The organism is Cytobacillus oceanisediminis (assembly GCF_022811925.1).
In the GTDB taxonomy this organism is placed as follows: Bacteria; Bacillota; Bacilli; order Bacillales; family Cytobacillaceae; genus Cytobacillus; species Cytobacillus oceanisediminis_D.
In genome coordinates, this window is record NZ_CP065511.1 from 3,391,056 (window position 1) to 3,411,489 (window position 20,434).

17 protein-coding genes are annotated in these 20,434 nt (G+C 40.3%); 3 read left to right on the forward strand and 14 right to left on the reverse strand.

Features of this window, described 5'->3' with window-relative positions; all coding sequences use genetic code 11:
- Positions 1-14 precede the first annotated feature (14 nt).
- From IRB79_RS17050 to IRB79_RS17085, 8 genes are all read right to left on the reverse strand, one after another.
- Positions 15-1,037: a Nif3-like dinuclear metal center hexameric protein gene (locus IRB79_RS17050; protein ID WP_243503624.1), complete on the reverse strand. Its 1,023-nt coding sequence runs from the start codon at positions 1,035-1,037 to the stop codon at positions 15-17.
- Positions 1,038-1,170: 133 nt separating this feature from the next.
- Positions 1,171-1,533: a Na-translocating system protein MpsC family protein gene (locus IRB79_RS17055; protein WP_009333910.1), complete on the reverse strand. Its 363-nt coding sequence runs from the start codon at positions 1,531-1,533 to the stop codon at positions 1,171-1,173.
- A 208-nt stretch (positions 1,534-1,741) separates the two neighbouring features.
- Positions 1,742-2,908, reverse strand: coding sequence for a metal-dependent hydrolase family protein (locus tag IRB79_RS17060; protein WP_243503625.1), 1,167 nt, complete (start codon positions 2,906-2,908; stop codon positions 1,742-1,744).
- A gap of 69 nt (positions 2,909-2,977) precedes the next feature.
- Positions 2,978-4,108 (reverse strand): M24 family metallopeptidase, encoded by a 1,131-nt coding sequence (locus IRB79_RS17065; protein ID WP_243503626.1) that lies wholly within the window; start codon positions 4,106-4,108, stop codon positions 2,978-2,980.
- 26 nt (positions 4,109-4,134) lie between these two features.
- Entirely contained in the window at positions 4,135-5,541 is a 1,407-nt protein-coding gene (locus IRB79_RS17070) for a sodium:solute symporter family protein (protein ID WP_243503627.1), read from the reverse strand.
- A gap of 190 nt (positions 5,542-5,731) precedes the next feature.
- The gene (locus IRB79_RS17075) at positions 5,732-6,916 is read right to left on the reverse strand and encodes a metal-dependent hydrolase family protein (RefSeq protein ID WP_243503628.1); all 1,185 of its coding nucleotides are present in this window, start codon (positions 6,914-6,916) and stop codon (positions 5,732-5,734) included.
- Positions 6,917-7,027: 111 nt separating this feature from the next.
- Positions 7,028-8,605 carry a helix-turn-helix domain-containing protein gene (locus tag IRB79_RS17080; protein WP_243503629.1) on the reverse strand — a complete coding sequence of 526 codons (1,578 nt, stop codon included), beginning with the start codon at positions 8,603-8,605 and terminating at the stop codon, positions 7,028-7,030.
- 183 nt (positions 8,606-8,788) lie between these two features.
- Positions 8,789-9,385: a LysE family transporter gene (locus IRB79_RS17085; RefSeq protein ID WP_243503630.1), complete on the reverse strand. Its 597-nt coding sequence runs from the start codon at positions 9,383-9,385 to the stop codon at positions 8,789-8,791.
- A gap of 113 nt (positions 9,386-9,498) precedes the next feature.
- Between IRB79_RS17085 and IRB79_RS17090 the strand changes: the two genes are divergently transcribed.
- Positions 9,499-10,056: a helix-turn-helix domain-containing protein gene (locus IRB79_RS17090; protein WP_243503631.1), complete on the forward strand. Its 558-nt coding sequence runs from the start codon at positions 9,499-9,501 to the stop codon at positions 10,054-10,056.
- A 129-nt stretch (positions 10,057-10,185) separates the two neighbouring features.
- Here IRB79_RS17090 and IRB79_RS17095 read toward each other — a convergent pair whose 3' ends face one another.
- From IRB79_RS17095 to IRB79_RS17115, 5 genes are all read right to left on the reverse strand, one after another.
- On the reverse strand, positions 10,186-11,364 hold the full coding sequence (locus tag IRB79_RS17095) for a thiolase family protein (RefSeq protein ID WP_243503632.1): 1,179 nt from the start codon (positions 11,362-11,364) through the stop codon (positions 10,186-10,188).
- A gap of 53 nt (positions 11,365-11,417) precedes the next feature.
- On the reverse strand, positions 11,418-12,365 hold the full coding sequence (locus IRB79_RS17100) for a 3-hydroxyacyl-CoA dehydrogenase family protein (protein ID WP_243503633.1): 948 nt from the start codon (positions 12,363-12,365) through the stop codon (positions 11,418-11,420).
- 17 nt (positions 12,366-12,382) lie between these two features.
- Positions 12,383-13,699 (reverse strand): GntP family permease, encoded by a 1,317-nt coding sequence (locus IRB79_RS17105; RefSeq protein WP_243503634.1) that lies wholly within the window; start codon positions 13,697-13,699, stop codon positions 12,383-12,385.
- Between the two features lie 40 nt (positions 13,700-13,739).
- Positions 13,740-15,254: a class I adenylate-forming enzyme family protein gene (locus IRB79_RS17110; protein ID WP_243503635.1), complete on the reverse strand. Its 1,515-nt coding sequence runs from the start codon at positions 15,252-15,254 to the stop codon at positions 13,740-13,742.
- A gap of 220 nt (positions 15,255-15,474) precedes the next feature.
- Positions 15,475-16,068, reverse strand: a complete 594-nt coding sequence (locus IRB79_RS17115) for a TetR/AcrR family transcriptional regulator (RefSeq protein WP_243503637.1) — start codon at positions 16,066-16,068, stop codon at positions 15,475-15,477.
- Positions 16,069-16,269: 201 nt separating this feature from the next.
- Here IRB79_RS17115 and IRB79_RS17120 point away from each other — a divergent pair, with 201 nt between their 5' ends.
- Together IRB79_RS17120 and IRB79_RS17125 are read left to right on the forward strand one after the other, a co-directional pair.
- Positions 16,270-17,613, forward strand: coding sequence for a short-chain fatty acid transporter (locus IRB79_RS17120; RefSeq protein WP_243503638.1), 1,344 nt, complete (start codon positions 16,270-16,272; stop codon positions 17,611-17,613).
- Positions 17,614-17,963: 350 nt separating this feature from the next.
- Positions 17,964-18,434, forward strand: a complete 471-nt coding sequence (locus IRB79_RS17125) for a DinB family protein (RefSeq protein WP_243503639.1) — start codon at positions 17,964-17,966, stop codon at positions 18,432-18,434.
- A gap of 629 nt (positions 18,435-19,063) precedes the next feature.
- Here IRB79_RS17125 and purU read toward each other — a convergent pair.
- Positions 19,064-19,963, reverse strand: coding sequence for a formyltetrahydrofolate deformylase (gene purU / locus IRB79_RS17130; RefSeq protein WP_243503640.1), 900 nt, complete (start codon positions 19,961-19,963; stop codon positions 19,064-19,066).
- Positions 19,964-20,434: the final 471 nt, after the last annotated feature.

Below are 20,434 nucleotides of genomic sequence, written 5' to 3' on the forward strand. Positions count from 1 at the left end.
CCTGCACTCCTTTTTTATAGTGTATGGACAGCCGTTTTTTTCAATAGATAACCAGTAGCCATTTCTTCTGCATATTTTTTTAAATGAGGAGATCCCATTTCATTTATGGACACGCTTGTCACACGTTCCCGGAAAACAACGACTTCAACACCTGGCATCAGTTTGTCTAAGGCATAAGCTAAGGGTAAGCCATTTTCGAGTATTTCTAACACATGGCAGTTGCCAATAATAAAATTAAGTCCTAACTCTTTAGCAGTTTCAATCAGGGGATGTCCATCATAAACCCGGCTAATGGAGGCGAGAACAGTGTCAGCCTCCGGGTGTTCTTTGATGACTTGACGCAAATGATCAGGGGAAAATCCAGTATGCGGGAAAATGTGCACAATATTGTTCACGGGGCTGGTTTCTTCTCCATAAACAATCCTCCCGCGTGTCACTGTACTCGTTTCAGTCAGAGATGAAATATTTCGTATCTCCTTTTCAGTATGTAATAGTTCCTCTTCATCCCTTAGTCCCATAAAATTATCCAGCCGTGTTAAAATATCTCCTAGCGTTTTCACCTCTGGGAGTACTTTTCCTACATATAAAATATTTCCGTGTACTCCTCCATAAGAAACTTCTGTCCGGTATACCTGATGGCCGTGCAAAAAAGGGATACCAGGATGTAATCCATGGAAAGCTTCATGCAATTCAAATGCAGCTACATTATAGAGATCCAGATAGTTTTTCAGTATAACACCACCTGAATTAGCTGCTTCAGCTATCGGATGATGAGCAACAATGGCATCGACACCAGTAGCTCCAGCAAGTTCGATACATCCTTCTGTCATTGTCATAGCAACTGCTATTTTTTTTACTTCTTTTTTCATATCTCCATAGACAAGACCAGGCGTTTCAATGATCTCTTTTCCGGGAATGTTGGAAGACTTCATGATGACAAAGGGATGCTCACCTCTCGTAATATCGTTTAGAGATTTAATCACTCTTCCTCCTGTAAGCTCATCCAGCGCAATTAATACATCTTCTACTGTTTTCATAATGTTGTTGCCTCCTCTATTTTTTTTATAAAAAAAACCGTCAGCACAAAACAAACAGACGCTAGTCTGAAAGCTTGTACTGACGGTTTTTATGCACTCTTAAGAGTTCAATGGACCAGTCACCATTATTTAATTACCTGGAAATATAGGCACTTGTATCCCGATCCAGGGTAATGATAGTTCCTGAGAGTTCAGTAACGGGATCATAGTCCTTTAATATAGAAAGTACCTTCATCCCATATTTTTCTTCAAGGACATTCCTTAAATGTTCCTTATAACTATCTATGATGGCAATGTCAGTCATTCGGGTTACAAAGCGATTAATCTCGTCCAAATGTTTAAGAGATGGAATTCTCTTATGATAGGCGAAAATTAATATCTTATCCCCCAAAAAGTCGATTCGTTGACTTTTGACACCAATGTTAAACAAAAGAAGGTTGATATTGTTATAGTCCTTGATAAGTTCCTGTTTAAATGGGCCAGCAGTCCAACTCATTTACACACACCATCTTTTTGAAATTTCAGAATCATTTGATAAATAGAATTTAACATAGTTAAAACTATCTGTAAAGTGTTTATATTAAAAATATATTTTACTAGATAAAATCTTTGAACATTATATCTTCTGCCTTCAGAGGTCCTGCACAATAGTCAGCTGAACACTACTCATTCCGCCTGCTTTCCAAGGTTTTTATTGTTACACTTCAAGCAGCTTCTCCCCTAATTACAACCATCTTTATACTTTCTAAATTACTTAGGCACTCCAGTGGATTTTCTTTAAGCAAAATTAGATTGGCCCTGTAGCCCTCTTTAATTTGCCCAACGTCACGTCCTAAAATTTTCCCGGCATTAACCGTAGCTGTTTTTAGCACCTTTTTTGCATCAGGAACCATCTCATACATGGTATACAATTCATCCAGCAGCGCCCGGTGAAATGTGCATGGTGAACCTGCATCTGAACCGGCACCAACCAGGATATTCCGGTTAAAATAGGATTCAAATGCATTCCGATGAATGCTGACAATTTCCTCTGCTTTGTCTCGAGCATAAGAAGGAATCCCTTCCTGTGTTGCAATTTGCTTATAGACGAACAATGTTGGAATCCAGGCGGTATTCCGTTCTTCCATTAAGGCAACTAGTTCATCATCTAAAAAATGACCATGCTCAATCGTATCTACACCCGCAAGTATCGAATTAAGTATTCCATCACGGCCAATCGCATGGGACGCAACTTTGAGTCCAAAACGATGTGCCTCTTTACAGATGACTTCTTGCTCCTCCAGGCTAAGCTCTGCATTGCCGACTTGTTCCCCTTCTATTCTTCCATAAACCCCGCCAGTAGAACTTACTTTAATCACTTCAGCACCTTTAAAAATTTGTTCACGTACTCCCTTTAACGCCTCATCCTTCCCATCGACAAATCTTGCCCAGAACGGATCATGCCCGCCTGTCATGGTTAATGTTTTTCCGCTGGCAATCACATCAGGACCTGAAATGAGCCCCCTTTTAATCCCTTTTGCAACATGCAAAGCAATGTCATCAATGGAGCCAATGTCCCTGACAGTCGTTATTCCGTGCTGGAGATATGTTTGACAATTGGAAACAGCCCTTATCAGCATCTGCTCATAGCCTTCTGTTTCGGAGGTTTGAACTGGATTTAATGAACCGTCCCACATCATATGAATATGTAAATCTATTAAGCCTGGAGCGAGAAACCCTCCATTTCCATCGATGACCTTTACGTTGCCTGGCAGTTGGGATTCAGGGATAATTTCCTTTATCAAACCATCCTTTATCCAAAGAGCTAAACCCTTCTTACAATCCAATTCTTCGCCATATAATAGCTGTACATTTGATATCACAAACTCCATCACATGTTCCTCCTATCACTTTAAAAGGAAGAAGTATAATACTTCTCCCTTTCTCGTTTGGTATATGAGTTAAAAAAGCAGGGACTGCATATCACGCGGATATTCTGTAATTAATCGGCATCCATCAGTAGTAATGAGAACGGTATCAGAGTGTCTAAAACCGCCAACCCCCGGTATATAAATCCCAGGTTCAATCGAGAATGCCATTCTTTCCTCTACCACATCATGATGGTCATATCGCAAAAATGGCTGCTCATGAGCTGATACACCTATTCCATGTCCCGTTCGGTGAATCGCATATTTTTCAAGTCCCGCTTTTTCAAACACTTGACGGGCAACACCATCTACCTCTGAAAATTTTACACCTGGTTTAATAAATTCTATGGCACGCTGCTGAGCTTCTATTGCAGTTTGAAATGCCTTTTCCTGTTGGGATGTTGGCTTCCCGACAATCACGGTTCTCTCTAACTCTGCACGATATCCATTTAGCCCAACCTGTCTGCTGTGAATAATGACATCTCCCGCTTCAATTTTCCTTGTGTTGGAGAAGACGTGCGGCATAATGCTTCGTTTTAACCCGGAAGGCGACATAACAACTACATCAATAACCGAATCCGGATATTGTGCAGCAGTTGCTTCAAACAGTGCCGCATTTCCCGCTGCATCAATTTCCATTTCTGTAGTTCCCGCTTGAATTTGCGCTAATGACTGGCTCACTGCCAGGTTCACTAATTGTCCGGCCTGCTCCAGCATGTGAATTTCTTCTTCATCCTTGATAAATCGCATTTGATAAATGAATTGCCCAATGTCAACTACCTGATAGCCAGATTCCTGAAGGTAGAGAAGAACCTCACCCGGAATAAAGGCTACATCCACACCAATTTTTGATGAGGCAGGACTTCGATTAAGCAATGCACGTATATGCTCAATAGGCGAAGTCTCATCTCTGCCAGCACCAGGATGCTCATAATAGACTAGAACATCATCTACGTGTGAATGTTCCAGTGCATGGGTTTCTTCAAGGCCAGGAACAATCATGGCTGTCTTTTCCTGTAAATGAAATATAATTGGCCGGGAGTATATGAGAGCTTTAAAATTCGTTAAATAAAATTGATGGTCAGGATTAAATACAAATACCGCTGATATTGCTTGTTCTTTCATATACTCTTTTAATCGATTGATTCGTTTCGTTGAATCCATGCTTTCCAACTCCTTTTAAAGTCATATTAGCTTGTATGATCTGTCGTAAGGTCTGCTGAGACATTTTTGTTTCTGGTTGCCAGGCTGACAATAATGAGTGTTAAAACGGACAATGGCAAGGCAAACAGGACACTATTCCAATCTAAAGGACGGTTAAGACCGATTTCCCAAATCATAGTTGCAGAACCACCCACAATCATGGAGCTTATCACGCCTGCTTTTGTTGCATTCTTCCATAAAACGGTTGCAAGAATGGCAGGAGTTAAGGACGCGCCATACATAGTATACGAATACATTTGGATGGCCAGGACGCTTGGGAAGAATTGCCCTAACACATACGCAAGGACACCTAATACCACGACAATGACACGGTTGTACCACAGAAGTTTACTTTCTGATAGTTTACTTTTTCTTGAGCGCTGGATTAAGTCACTAACAATATTTCCTGACGCTGATAACAGGTAAGAAGTAGCTGTTGTGATAATAAAGGCAACTGCTGAACAAAGAATGAGCAATCCGACTACAAGGGGTACACCATCAATCGCAAGCGATAAAATGGCTGTATCAGGTTTAATGGCTGGAAAAAGCACAATGGAGGTAGTTGCTAAGATGATCGTTAAACTAATGACAAAAATATTTCCAATAAAAAATCCGATTGTGGATTTCCGGGCTACGTTCGGATCTTTCGCTGCGGAAAATCGCTGATACATGTTTTGATCACCCAGAACGAGTAAAAACAATGGCAGGAAGAAACCGAGAAGCTGCGGAAATGATAATCCGCCATTCCATGTCTTATTTGTCTCCGGCAAAGATAGAGCTAATCCTTCAAAGCCTCCGACAGCATTTAATGCAAAGGGAACCCCGAATAGAAAGCCAATGATAATTAGGACGGCACTAAGTGCATCTGAATAAGCAACCGAAAATAGTCCGCCGCTTACGGTTAAGAAGATAACTAGAGCACACATAATGATGGCGCCAACTTCCAATGGAATGCCGGTAGTTAATTGCAGCACATATGCTCCGCCTGTGAACTGATAGGCTGTTATTCCGACAAAGGCGAAGATGATAATAACGGATGATATATAAAGAGCTGTTTTTCCGAAACGCCTTTCCAATAGTTCCGGTACTGTATAGATCTCAATCTTTCGAATCTTGGAAGCTATAAAATACAAAATGATAGCTCCAACAATTCCGCCTGAAAGATTGAAAATAGCGGCAAACGGTCCGTACTGGTAAATAAAGCTCGCTCCGCCGACTACAGTTCCAGACCCAACAAACGTTGCGAGAAGTGTACCCATTACGACGAATAGCGGCAAGCTTCGGCCTGCAACCATGAAATCATCACTGTTTTTCACCGATTTTTTTGCGAAATACACACCAATCAACGCCATGAAAACCAGGTAAATAACAACTGCAACTAAATAAATGTTCAATAAGCTCACTCCCTTTTACTATTTTTATATAAGGCTGTGTGGAAGCTTAATGCAATTTAACCTTGGAACAAGCGATCCATGTTACCTAATTAATTTTCTTAAGACACGGTGTATACAAGGGAGACTCCACAATCGCAGAGCCCCATTACAGCTTACAGAAATCATGACCCAATAGCTTGAACAGTGTACGTTAGCTAACCAAAACACCATTTTTCATAACAAGCTTGTCTCCCCGCAAACTATTTAAATCATTTAAAGGATTGCTGTCTACAATCAGCAAATCTGCGAACTTTCCTGGAGAAATACTGCCACGCTGATCTTCAATCCCCAGGCATTCAGCAGCAACATTCGTAGATGCTTTGATGACTTCCATTTCCGACATTCCCGCTTCATGCATAATCGCTAATTCATCATAATAATAGCGAGGCGGGGTTAATGGAGAGCCACAATCAGTACCTGTCGCAATCTTCACTCCGATTTGAACTGCCTCCTGCAGCATGGAGAAATGCGGTCCCACTACCTGCTTAGCTTTTTCAAGAGCATATGCCGGAATGTCTGGGCTGCTTATAAGCTGTCTCATAACAGCCATTGTCGGCACTAAAAAAGTTCCTTGGTTCTTCATGATTTCAAGAGCTTGACGATCTGCGTAAATTCCATGCTCAATTGTGTCAATCCCAACCTCTAAACAATTCATGATTCCTTCAATTCCATCTGCATGAGCAGAGACCTTCTTATTTTTCTTTAGTGCCTCTTCTTTTGCAGCACTCAGTTCTTCTATTGTTAACTGAACGGAACCAGGTTCTTCCCCTTTTGTATAAATACCCCCAGTTGCCATCACTTTCACCAGGTCTGCCCCTTCCTTGAGCACCCTTCTAGTATTCTTGCGTACTTCGTCCGGCCCGTCCGATTCGTAGCCTAAATAATAGACATGCCCGCCTGTCATGCAAATAGGCGCCCCCGAAGCAATAATGGTAGGCCCTGAAAGCAAGCCGGAATCAATGACATTTCTTACATGCAATACGGTTCGATCCGGTGCACCCAAATCTCTTACCGTAGTGACTCCTAATTTCAGTGTATCTACTGCATGCTTGTAGGCTTCCAAAGCAATCCTGTCATTTTCTTCATTTTTTATGACGGATTGCGGGTCTGCACTGCCATTCCAAACGAGATGTACATGACAGTCAATCAGGCCGGGAAGTATATGTTTTCCGGTACAATCAATGACTTCAAACCCTTCTGTATCACCTGGCTCCCCTTGCTGCACCTCTGAAATTTTCCCATTTTCAACCTTAATGTATGAATTCTCCACCACCTCATCATTCAGTCCGTCAATAATGCTGCCATTTTTTAAGATCCATTTCGTGTTAGCTGGCATTTTAAAGCCCTCCTATTATTTGATTATTCAAAATCATAACAATAGAAAGATTATTTATCATTGTATACTATAAACAAAAAAGAGACAGTAATTTGTCTCTTTTAAACAATTCTATTGGAATTGAACTGCCTTCTGTTTATAGCTGTGTATAGAAAATGCCAGCATCAGCATCGAATAATTGGATGGATTTTGAATATCCACATGCATTAATTCAGTTATTTTCTGCAATCTGTACTTTACAGTATTAGGATGTACAAATAATTCACTGCTCGATTTTTGCAGGTTGAAAAAATGTTTTAAGTATATAAATAGTGTTTCGGTTAACGAAGCGTTTTTTTCCTGATCATAGGCAAACAATGGACCCAGTAATTCTTCATCAAAGTTTTGAAACAAATGATGTGATTGTAAATTGTAGGCTATTTTCTCAATCCCCATCTCATCCCAAAACACCAATTGTGCATCATGAATTTGGCCATGCATTAAGCCTATTGATGATTGTTCAAACATAGCTTTAATTTTGCTGCAATGGTTCACTTCTTCTATTGCACTTACTCCAATACGGATACCTGGATAATCTGTCAGGATTTTTGCTAACCTATCTCTGTCTAAAATCGAATCGATTACCCCGACAATTTTTCTGTTATAAATCCATAATCGGGAGTTTGTTTCATTTTCTATTAAGAGCTCAGAAAGCATTTGAAGTTTTGACTGAAGTGTTTCCGGAGAGGAGGATTGCACCTGGAAAATGCATCTTACTTTCTTAAGGTCCATATAGAAGTCAGATAGATTTTTATCATCGGACTCACCTTGAAAAATACTTTCCAGCATTTCTATATCTTTGCTTTTTTGATAGTGAAGCAATGTATTTTTATTATAGGCAGCTAAGCTTAAGGCACGTATACCGTTCTTAATGACCTCTTCTGAATACTTATCCGCCGTTCCATTTTGACAAATAATCAGATAACCAAGAAAGCTCATCTTAGAAAACAACGGGGCTATCTTGAAATTCTGATCAGAAGAGCTATCCATCTTCACAGCAATATTCGTTTCACGATTGGTGAAGCGTACTTTTAACACGTTCTCTTTATGCTGGTTTATGATTAAATTAATCAGGTGCTTAATCTCATCTCTGGTTTGCTCTTTCGTTTTCCAATACGCCATCAAATCAAAATACGGGTCTAACACGCACACAACATTGTTTATATATTCTCCTATTACTTTTACAATTGAATTCAAATCCTTTTCCAGGAGAACAATTTCCATCAGTTTTTCATTTAATTTATGTATTTTCGAAGCCTGTTCATTTTCCTTCTTATTTACCAGCTTATTATATTTTTCGTGGATGATATAGTATGGGACCTCTTGGGGGATTTCAAAAAGCGGGAAAGAATGGGTATTGGAGTAGTCAACAATTTCTATCGGAATTGTTTTCAATGCTGCTGTATGAAAACCAATTGCACTAATTCCGATTTCCTGCATCCATTCTAAATGGCTAATAATTTGATTCACATTCTTAAAAGCGTGAAAAGTGGTCATTACAAACCCTTTTTCTTTCATACGGGATGTTTTTTCAGTAAGCTCCATGCTTGTTAAGTAGGCAATCTCTTTATTCATATTTTGCCTGCCGCCGCTCACCAGCAAAATATGATCCCTTTCTAACACATCTGCAAACTCTTTGACTGTAATCATAAGATTCCCCCCTTTGGATAAATACTTATCTATGAATTTCTTATGTGTATCCAATAGTTTGTTTATATTATAAAGGCAACTTCTGCTAAATAAAATGGATAAAACTACATGAATGGTGATTTAAACATGTATGGGGTACAGCTGTGGGCTGTACCCCATTATTAAGACCAATCAATCGATCTTTTACCGTATGAAATACCCCACAAGAATCGACCCGGCACTATACACCAGCAACAAAGCCATTATCACATTAAACTGACTCCTGTACTTCGCCAGGAAGGATTGAAAAATGGATCCAAAGACACTCCAGCAAAAGGTACTCAGGAAACCAACAAATGCAAGGAAAATGGAAAAGAAAATCAGGCTCGTATGTGATGTGTGGTATGGGAGGATGAAGGTTGATATAACTGTAACCCCATATAAGATCCCCTTCGGATTAATAAATTGTAAAAGCATCCCGATTAAAAAGCCGTTTTGCTTTCCATCATTATTGTTTTGATTATCAGATTTACTGTTCATCATTTTCAGGGCCAAAAACAGCATATAAATGACCCCAATGATGGTCATGATCAATTCAATCCTTGGAATGAAATGATGAAGCAATAGATTAAAATAACTGCAAAGTATCATAATGACAAAGAACCCCGCGCTTACCCCCAAACAAAATCGAATCGTATTTCTTAAACCGAACCGGTTAGCGAATACCATGGCCATAATATTGTTTGGACCTGGAGTAAAGCTGGTAACAAAAACATATAAGAAAAAAGATAATAAAGACATAGCTCCTTTCCTCCTTCGCATGTATGTTATAATGTACAAAAACGACAATATAACGATTTACTACATATTGTATATCACGGACGTTATATTGTACAGATGAAAGGAATGCAAGCATGGAGGAAATTCATTTAATTCTTGCTAAGAATTTAAAAGCATTTCGAGAAAACAAAAAATTAAGTTTAGAGAAGGTGGCCGAATTAACGGGAGTAAGCAAAACGATGATCGGCCAAATTGAACGGGGCGAATCAAGCCCGACCATCACAACCATTTGGAAGATTGCAAATGGACTAAAGATCTCTTTTACCTCCCTGATTAATCATCCCCAGCCGGATACTCAGCTTGTTTTAAAGAAGGAAATTCAGACATTATCGGAGGATAATGGCAGGTATCGGGTATATCCTTACTTCCCTTTCGAAAACGATAAAAGATTTGAAGTGTACACCGTCGAAATTGACAAAGGAGGATACCTTAGTGCTGAACCACATATCGAGGGAACCGAAGAGTTGATTGTGGTCTTTGATGGGGAAATAACCATACGGGTTAATAACGATGAATTTACATTAGAAAGCGGTGACTCCATCAGATTCAAAGCGGATAGGCCCCACACCTATCATAATTCAGGGAAATCATTGGCACGTGTCAGTATGATTTTATTTTATCCGGCAGAATAAATGCGTTGCTGTGATTGGCGTAAATTTAACTGAAATCTTAAATTGACAAACCCTTCCGCACAAAAAGCAGCCTCCCGGGGCTGCTTTTGTGTTACTCATACTGTAAATTTGACCAATAAAGTTTGTATTCTAAGGTTTTTCCAGTAATAGCGCAATTCCTTGCCCACCGCCTATACAAAGTGATGCAAGCCCATATTTCACATCCCTTTCATTCATCTCCATTGCCAGTGAATAACTAATTCGGGCTCCACTCGTTCCAACCGGATGTCCCAGAGCGATTGCTCCACCATTCACATTGACGAATTCCTGATCCAATTTCAATTCTTTGATCACAGCCAATGACTGTGCCGCAAATGCTTCATTGAGCTCAATTAGGCCAATATCATTCCAGCTCAGTCCCGCTTTTTTCAAGGCGATCTGCATGGCAGGTACAGGACCAATTCCCATTGTTTCAGGATCAACACCGGCAATACCCCAGGAAACGATTCGAGCCAGCGGCTTTTTCCTGTGCTTCTTGACGTAAGATTCACTAGCCAGAACAACAGCAGCCGCTCCATCATTGATTCCGCTTGCATTCCCTGCCGTTACAGTTCCATCCTTTTTAAAAGCTGTCTTAAGCTTCCCCATTTTTTCAACATTTGTATCCGGTCGAATATGTTCATCCAGATCTACCACAACTTCTTTCTTTTTTTGCTTAACTGTCACGGGCACGATTTCTTTTGCAAAGCGTCCAGATTCAGCTGCTTTTGCCGCTTTTGCATGAGATTCCACTGCAAACCGGTCTTGCTCTTTTCGCGAGATCGAATAACGCTCAGCGAGATTTTCAGCCGTAACGCCCATCCCATAGCCAATATACGAATCTGTTAAAGTTCCCCAAAGCATATCATCAACAGGAGGTGCCCCGCCTGGAGATCCCCAGCGTGTGTGGCGAAGAACATGAGGAGATTGGCTCATATTCTCTGTTCCTCCAGCAAGTGCCACCTCCGCATCTCCGTGTATGATGGTCATGGCACTCGATACAATCGCCTGCATCCCCGAACCGCAAAGCCGGTTCACGGTTAATGCGGGTGTACTCTGAGGAATGCCGCTCTTCAGACCGATATGACGAGCTAAATAGGAGGATGATTGATTCGTATGAATGACATTTCCAAACGTAACATCCTTAATATCCTCCTCTGACACTTGACTACGTTTCATCGCTTCTTTTGCTGCGTGGACAGCAAGATCAATATCGGTAATGTCTTTAAATGATCCTCCGAATTCAGTAAAAGGTGTGCGAGCACCATCGAGTATATAGATTCCTTGCATAAAGATTTCCTCCTTCAAATGTCTATTAATTACCGCACGACCGTTCTTTCCTTTCACACTCTTTCTTGCTGCTTTGATTTTAATAGCAGCTGGTCAATGAGTTTCTCATCTCTATCAAAGATATAATCATCCATGCTTCCATTTGGATAAGAGAAGAATCCCTCTCCACTTTTAACCCCAAACTTTTCTGCATCTACCTTACTTTCAAGTGCTGGATATTCTTTGATACCTGAGGCAATGGCAGGCTGCAGCTGTTCCATCACCTTCACCCATACGTCCAATCCGCCAAAATCCATAATTTCCAATAGGCCGCTTTGTGCCAATCGGAATCCTGGGCCATAGGCTACAGCCCGGTCAATATCCTCCTTTGTTGCAACATCATCTTCAAGAAGACTCAAAACTTCTCTGGCCATCGCAATTTGAATTCGGTTCGCAACAAGGCCAGGAAGCTCTTTTTTCACATCAATCGTGACTTTTCCGCATTGAGTTAAAAATTGCTTCACTTTCGCATACACTGCCGGGTCGGTCTCATCCGTCTGAAGCAATTCAACAAGCGGGACAATGTGGGCAGGATTGAACCAGTGTGTCAGCAGGCTTCTCGAACGATGCTTCTGAACATCGCGAATAATGTCTGTTAATTTTAAGCTTGATGTGTTGGAAACGAAGATCGTATCCTCCGGAAATAATTCATCCATTTCTTTAAAAAGGCGCTGTTTCACTTCAAGGATTTCAACCACGCATTCTGTGACCATATCGGCTTCTGCTGCGTCTCTTAAGGAAGTGGTAACCGTCAGCTGTTTCATAATTTCTTTAGCGTGAGCATATTGCACTGGATCCTTCCGATAAAAGATTTCTGCATACTTTTCGATCTTTTCTTTCGCTTTTACAAGTGCATCTTCCGATTGGTCAACTAGAATAACATTTTGATTGTTTTGAGCAAATTGAAAGGCAATGCCGTATCCCATTGTGCCTGCACCAATAATGGCAATTTGTTTAAACATAGTCATTACATCCTCTCTTAATAGAATAATGAAGCAATAATAATAGTCGGGATTGCTGCTATAACAGGAGCCATAACGGCGGTTGCAAAAATATGGCGATAAGCATCTTTATGAGTCAATCCGACAACCGCGAGAATCGTGATAACAGCACCATTGTGCGGAAGTGCATCAAATCCGCCCGACGCCATTGCGGCGATCCGGTGTAGAATTTCTGGATCCAGACCCATATCAAAATAGGTTTTTCCGAGCGTTTCCATGGCAATGCCAAGTCCCCCTGAAGCTGATCCAGTAATTCCCGCAAGCAATGTAGTCGCCAGGTATAATGAAATGAATGGAGATCCCGGTATACTAGTTAGCCAATCAGATACAACCGCAAATCCTGCAGTAGCAGCAATGACCGTGCCATACCCTACATCAGCACTTGTATTAACGATTGGCAGAACCGTATTCGTGGCACCAACATTGATAGTCCTGAATTTCTTCTCAATAAATGGCCAAAACAGCACAAAGCAGACAGCTACTGACAACATCAGGGTTAAAAGGACATCGAGCTTAAAGGCATTTAAAGAAACAAGTAAAAATACGGGTGGAAGGATGCTGACAAATAAAGGAGGCAGTTTTTTATCAGCATACTGATCTGTCATTTCCTGCTTTGGATTCTTATCCAGATTTTTCATATTGCTGTACGTTTCTCCACGGCTTTCTGCACGTTTTAATGCAAAACGCAAGTACCACACATTGATGATAATGACGAGAATCGTAGCAATGATCCCAAGCAGCGGGGCTGCCGTAACCGTTGTACCGAAATATTTAGTGGGAATGATGTTCTGGATGGAGGGGGTTCCTGGTGTCATCGTCATCGTAAAAGTCGCAATTCCAAAAAAGAATGCACCGACAAATAAGTGCCACGGTACTTCCAGCTCTTTGAATAATGGCTTTGCGATCGGAAGCATCGCGAAGATTACCACAAAAACATTGATCCCGCCATAAGTAAGAATGGCACTAATAACCACAACGGCGATAAGGACTTTAAACTTGCTTTCACGGCCAATTATTTTCAAAAGTGCTTCTGCAATTTTTCTCGCTGCACCACTGTCCTCCATGAACTTTCCGAAAAGAGCAGCAAATAGGAAAATCAAATAATAGTTTTTCGCAAAGTTGATAAACCCGGCCATATAGCTTTCCTGCATCCCTTCAAGAAATGGCATGCCATTTAAAAGAATGACAATAATACTCGCTATCGGTGCAATGATGATAATGCTGAAGCCGCGCAAGGCCATGAATATTAAAATCCCCAATGACAGCAGGATCGTAAAGACGCTCCACAATTCCACTCAATTTCCCCCTTTTTTAAAAAAATCTCTTAATCTATTTTTATTTTCTTAATAAATTTTTTTGGATTTTTCCTATAGAGGTTCGAGGGAAATCGTCTACAAAACGGAACTCCTGTGGAACTTTAAAATATGAGAGCCTTTCTTTGCAGAATTCATAAAGCTCATCGAAAGAAACCTCTTTTCCTTCAGAACATCTGATATATGCCACAACGATTTCTTCACGTAATGAATCAGGCTCGCCAACCACAGCGCACTCTTCGACAGCTGCGTGATTTGATAGCACATTCTCAACCTCTATTGAAGAAATATTTTCTCCGGCACGCTTAATCATGTCCTTGTTCCGGTCAACAAACCAAATAAATCCTTCCTCATTGTAATAGCCTTTGTCCCCAGTATGAAGGTAGCCATCCTGCAAGGTTTTGGCTGTAGCTTCTGGATTCTTATAGTAACCCTTCATCAGGGATGGACTTTTAATAATAATCTCTCCTACTTCTCCTGGCATTGCTTCTTCGCCATTTTCCCTGATAATCTTTACTTCATGACCAAGGCCGGGCTTCCCAATCGGGACAATCCCTGAAGCAGAATCCGTAATCATTTCCTCATGAAGGGGTGTAACGATATTGGTAGTGATCGACTCGGTCATGCCATACCATTGATAAAGCTTTATGCCAAATCTCTCCTGGAACTTGACCAAATCCTGATAGGTAACGAATAACCCATATCCAGCTTTGCGAAGAGTATGTTCCTTATCAGCAGGGTGGTCTGGGCATTCAAGGAGCATTTTAATAATAGTTGCCACCAGACTTGAAACAGTTGGCCGGTACCGTTTCACATCATCCCAAAAGGTGGATGATTTAAACCTTTCCAATAGGATAATAGTTCCTCCTGCAGCAAGCATGGCCATTGATGTATAGTATTGAGAGTTTGCATGGAAGAGCGGCAAAAAGATTAAGTAGCGGTCTTCGGATGTTAACTGCTGATACAAGACAGATGAATGCCCGGCAAACAAGTAGTTTTCGTGAGTAATCAGTACCCCTTTTGGCTTTGCAGTTGTTCCTGATGTATACATAATGCAGGCAACGTCCTCAGGGTAGACCGGTTCACCGGATGGGGTAAACTGGCATTTCTCTTTTTCTCTTTTCCAATTCTCGTCATCCTTTTGAATAAAAAGAAGCGATTGAGCTTCTGCCACCATCAGGTGCTGTTCATTGACCAGGTTCCCTTCATAAATAAACCCCTTTGAATCAGAATGGCTTAAGAAATACTCCAATTCAGTTGGTGTCGAGGCTGTGTTGATCGGCAAAAGAATGGCACCAATGGCCGCACAGCTGAACCAGGTCTCGTAGAATAAAGGAGAATTGGGGAGAAAAGCAGCGACTGTATCACCTTTTCGAATTCCTTTATCCACCAGCCAGCCCGCCATCTTTTCTGTTTGATTGAGAAATTGATGATACGTGATGGATTCATCTTTAAAAACAATGAATTCCTTATCCGGATATCTTTCTGTTTGTTTTTTCAGCAATGAGTGCAAAGTCAATATTCCGTAAGTAAGCAAATAGAACCACCCTCCCTTTTGAATGCGCTTTCAAAACATTAAAAGTTTATATAGACTATAGTCTTTAGTTGATATTTTTACAGACCGCAGTCTACGTGTCAATATTTTTTATATTCAGAATTTAGTTTATTTATGTTCATTATCCCAAAACCTTTAGAATGATATAATCATTTCAAAAAGAAAAAGGCTCCTCCAGGGATGCCTTTTTCCTTTTAATCTTTTACTTTTTTAACCCTTTGATCACCGCATCAAATAAAAACCTCTGTTCATTCTGCAGTGAAAAAGCACCCTTATTGATGCCCCAGTCATATAGAATTCCTCTTATGGTACGGGCGAAGATATTAACCATTTCCGGAGTGGAAAGGTCCCTGCGGAATTCCCCACCCTTTTTTCCATCATCACATAACTTTCCAAGGATTTGATAGAGCGGTCTATCAGGTATTAAAAAAAAGCTATCTGCTTCTACATTGAGTTCATGCTCGTAAATAGTTCTTATAACGTCCCAGCCAAGATTGGTTTCAATATATTCCATCTGTTTAAAGAAAAACCAGCGCAGTTTTTCCTCAGCAGAGTTGAATAAATGAAATTGCGGCTCCAATTCTTGAACATAATAATGGTCCACTTCCTGAAATTTTTCAAAGAATATATCATGTTTGCTTTTAAAATGATTGTAAAATGCGCCTTTGGATGTTTGGGATTTTTCAATAATCTCATCGACTGTTACATTGCTGAAGCTCTTCTCTTGAAAAAGCTCCAATGCCACATTTAATATTCTTTTCTTTGTCTCTAATGCTTGCAGCTGCCTTTTATTCACCCGACAATCACCACTTTTCAGAAAATTAAAAATAAACTTGACAATTAGACTGTGGTTTGTAAAACTACACTCATAGACTATAGTTTATATATTCTCAAGTGTTTGATGCTTCGTCAACATGTTTTTACTCTGAAATGTAAGCGCTTCATTACAAAGCAGTTACCAAGTAACAGACTCATGAGTATAAGAAGGAGGATTTAGATGTTAAGATCCATTTCGCAAAGCTTTAAAGTTGGTGTTGAGAAGTACTTACCGAATGCATTTATCTTTGCCTTGCTCCTTACTCTGATCGTTTTAGCTATGGGGATGATCATGACGGGAGAAAGCTTCTTTGGCATGATAGAACACTGGTACAACGGGTTTTGGGGCTTTTTAGCGTTTACCACACAAATGATCTTAATCATTATTACGGGTTACGCGCTCGTGAAGGCACCCCTTGTCCAAAAATGGGTTCAAAAAGGAGCGATCGTTCCCAAAACGCAAAAGTCCGCAATCATCATTACCATGATTGTCGCTGCTGTCGGCGGATACCTTAGCTGGGGGTTAGGATTTGTATTAGGTACACTTTTTGCCATGGAAGTAGCAAGAAACGTCCAGACAGCAGACTTTCGCATTCTCATTGCAGCAGCTTACACCGCAACAATCGCCATACTCCCAATCAGCATTACATTGACTGCACCTCTCCTAGTGAATACTCCACAGCACTCCTTAGAAGAGAAAATCGGACTAATACCATTAACAGAAACAATCTTAAGCCCGACCATGCTGTTTGTGGCATTAGTCGGCTTGGCAGCTGTCATTTTTGCCTATATAAAAATGATGCCTAAATCGGATGAAGTCGTTCCATTTTACAGAAACGATGAAATCGCCGCCAGCTTGGAAGCATCTCCTGTTGCAGTTGGAGAAAATCCAACTATTGCAGATCGATTGGATAATAGTAAAGTTTTAAACTATCTAATTGTTGCAATTGGTGCGATCTGGCTATTTATGTATTTCTCAAAAAGTGGGTTCAATCTCGACCTTAACATTCTGAACTTTGGCTTTATTATTCTTGGCCTGGCCTTACATGGCTCTCCAAAAAGCTATATTAGCGCGATTACCAGCGCCATGCCTTCAGCTGGCGGAATCGCCCTGCAATTTCCTTTCTACGCTGGAATCATGGGGATGATGATCGGCTCTGGTTTAATTGTCATGATATCAAACGGCATTGTGGCTATTTCAAATGAATTTACCTTTCCGTTTTTCAGTCTGTTGTCTGCCTCTATTGTTAATATTTTCGTGCCTTCAGCCGGGGGCCAGTGGCAAATCCAGGGCCCAATCATGGTTGAAGCGGCACAATCAATGGGAATCCCTGTATCAGTAGCCATCAACACGGTCTCCATAGGAGATCTAGTAACAAACTTACTGCAGCCCTTCTTTGTTCTCCCTGCTTTAGGTTTGTCTGGGTTGTCTTTGAAAGATATTTGGGGATATTGTTTAGTATCGCTTATTATTTTGTTTGTGATTGCTGTGGTTGGGGTTACTTTTATTCCGATGATATTATAACAAACAAATTGAATGATAAAAAATGGCCTAACCAATAGCCTGCTTGCTTTAATCCCTCCATAGTAGTCGCGTCTTGCTTCTTCCGTGGTTTCATCATTGAATACAGGCGGGTGGCAGGGGTGTGAAATGAAAGAAAAGCTTACTGGTTTGCGTAACGTTGTGTAAGTGACATTATAATTGGTTGGATGTAAGGTCCTGCCATTTACAAAATATAAATTTATTAATTTCAAACTAAACCTTCGCCGTATATAAAAGAAAACAATAATCAACTTTTCAGTCCATTGACACTCTTAATCTTTCCGGATTTTTGGTATATTAACAGATGAGAATATTTGGAAGGGGAGAAAAGAATGAATGAACTAGTGTTTAAACAGTTTGAGAAGACAAGAGGTTATTTTATTAAAAAGATCGAGTCAGTATCAAAGGATGTAGCAAGTATACAGCCAGACGGTTTTAACAACACGATTCATTGGCATATTGGCCATGTATTAACGGTCTGTGAACAGTTTATGTTCGGCTTTCCCCGCAAAACGACCCATATCCCTGCAAACTATATTGAATTATTTGGGAACGGTACAAAGCCGGCTGATTGGAAAGGTGATATACCTGAAGCAGATGAGATCATTATACAGCTGAAGGATCAATTGGTCCGAATACAGCAAATTCCAGCTGAACGGTTAAATGAAAAGCTGGATAAACCATTTTTGGGACTTGAAACCTTTGGTGAATTAGCCGAATTTGCGTTGTTTCATGAGGCAAACCATTTAGGGCATATTCAAGCGATGGAACGGGTTATTCATCATACAGGAGTAAAGAACTAAAAAAGGAAAGATCATTTTAACTTTAGTCTTATAAGTTACAAAGGGTGCCCATCGATATTACGTACAGCACCATTGGGCATCCTTTCTTATCTAAATCTAATCTCTCGTCCCCAGAACATCTGTATTTGGCGGTTCATACCCCAACTTGCAAAAGTCCAAAAGCACTTCTCGATTCTCTTTGACCCATTCGTATTCTTTCCGCTCCATTGTATCCGTCCTCTTTTCTTTCTACTCTTTACTTTGCCTGGAACCCTGGACTTTTCGAATATAGATGATCTGTCCAATATGATAAGTGTTATGTGTGCACAAATTTGATACCCCCCCCACCAAAGCGCATCTACAGGAAAATGGGGGATTTGTTCATGCAATTTTGATTCCGTGGCTGCCTCAATCTCATTTTGCCACTAAGCTAATCCCTCGTCTAATCGTCGTACAAGTTCTTGCCATTTCATTTCGGTAAAATCTTCAGCAAAAAACCAAAAACACTTAAACGGCCTTAGCCCTATGAAATATAGAGCTAAAGCCGCCTAAAGCTTTTTTTTATTGCCACTGTCTACTTGACAGGGGGCAGATCACATGAAAATGCATTACTAAACTGAGGGACAGGCACTCATTACCGCTCCTTTTCCTTAAAAAACAATTGTTTTGTTTTCATTAACAATAATCCGGTCTTCTAAATGCCATTTAACCGCCCTGGCAAGAACACTTCGTTCAATAGAACGTCCGCTCTTTTTTAGATCATCTATATGATCCCGGTGGTCAACACGCTTGATATCTTGTTCAATGATTGGTCCTTCGTCAAGATCGTTTGTAACATAATGAGACGTTGCCCCAATTATTTTTACTCCGCGCTGATGGGCTCGATCATATGGCCTCGCTCCAACAAATGCAGGAAGGAAAGAGTGATGAATATTAATGATCTTGAATGGATGAGCCCCAACAAAGGCTGGCGTCAAAATTTGCATATATCTTGCTAAGATGATTAAGTCAATATCAAATTCTTTTAAAAGCTGCAGCTGTCTTTCTTCAACTTCCTCTCTATTTTCTTTACTTGCTGGTATGTAAAAGAATGGAATATGCAAGGATTCTGCAATTTGTCTTGCTTCCTCGTGATTGCTCACAATAAGAGCGATGTCGGTAAGCAAATCACCACTTTGCCATTCCCATAACAGCTCACGTAAACAATGAAGTTCTTTTGATACGAAAATAGCTGTCTTCTTCAATTCATAAACAAATGCTAATTTCCATTCCATTGAAAATGTTTCTGCGATTTCCTTAAATTGACTCTTCAACTCTTCTTCCTTCGACTGTAAACCAGGACATTCAAACTCGATTCGTATAAAAAAGGTTCCACCCTCTGGATTTGTCGAATATTGACTCGATTCAATAATATTAGCATCATGCTGGAACAGAAACTTGGATACAGCAGCCACAATACCCGGTTGATCAGGACAATTGATAAGCAGCCGCCCCCTGTTTTTTTGACTCTCTCTAAATACTTGAAGTTGATCTTGAATAGTTGAATTCATATGAATCTCCTTTTTTAATTTTAATAACTATAATAGACTTATTGTTTTGGATTTAAAAGCATATTTTTATTTTTTATAAAGTTATTTATTTGGTTTTATAGGATAGTAAACATGGAGTAAAGCTGAAATCTTGGTGCCAGCCCTTTCAATGGAATGGATAGACAGGCACTTCTTCGAGTGGAATGTATACGAGAAAGAGCTACTCGAATAAGCGGCAGCTCTTCTTTAAAGTTGGCTCTTTTCTAAAAAATTGTTGTTTTTTTATGATTTTGTGATTAAAAAAGAAACAAATTTTGAGAAAACAGCCTTAAAGTTAAATAGGTTAATGATTGGATTCGACCTTACAGAAAAGGGCCGTGTCTACCCTGCAAATAATAAAGGTGCCCTCCTACGGTGAGTTAATTCTTAAACACACCGGGGGTTTGGCACCTCTTGGGCAGTCCAATGGAAACTTCCATCATGCAGATACAT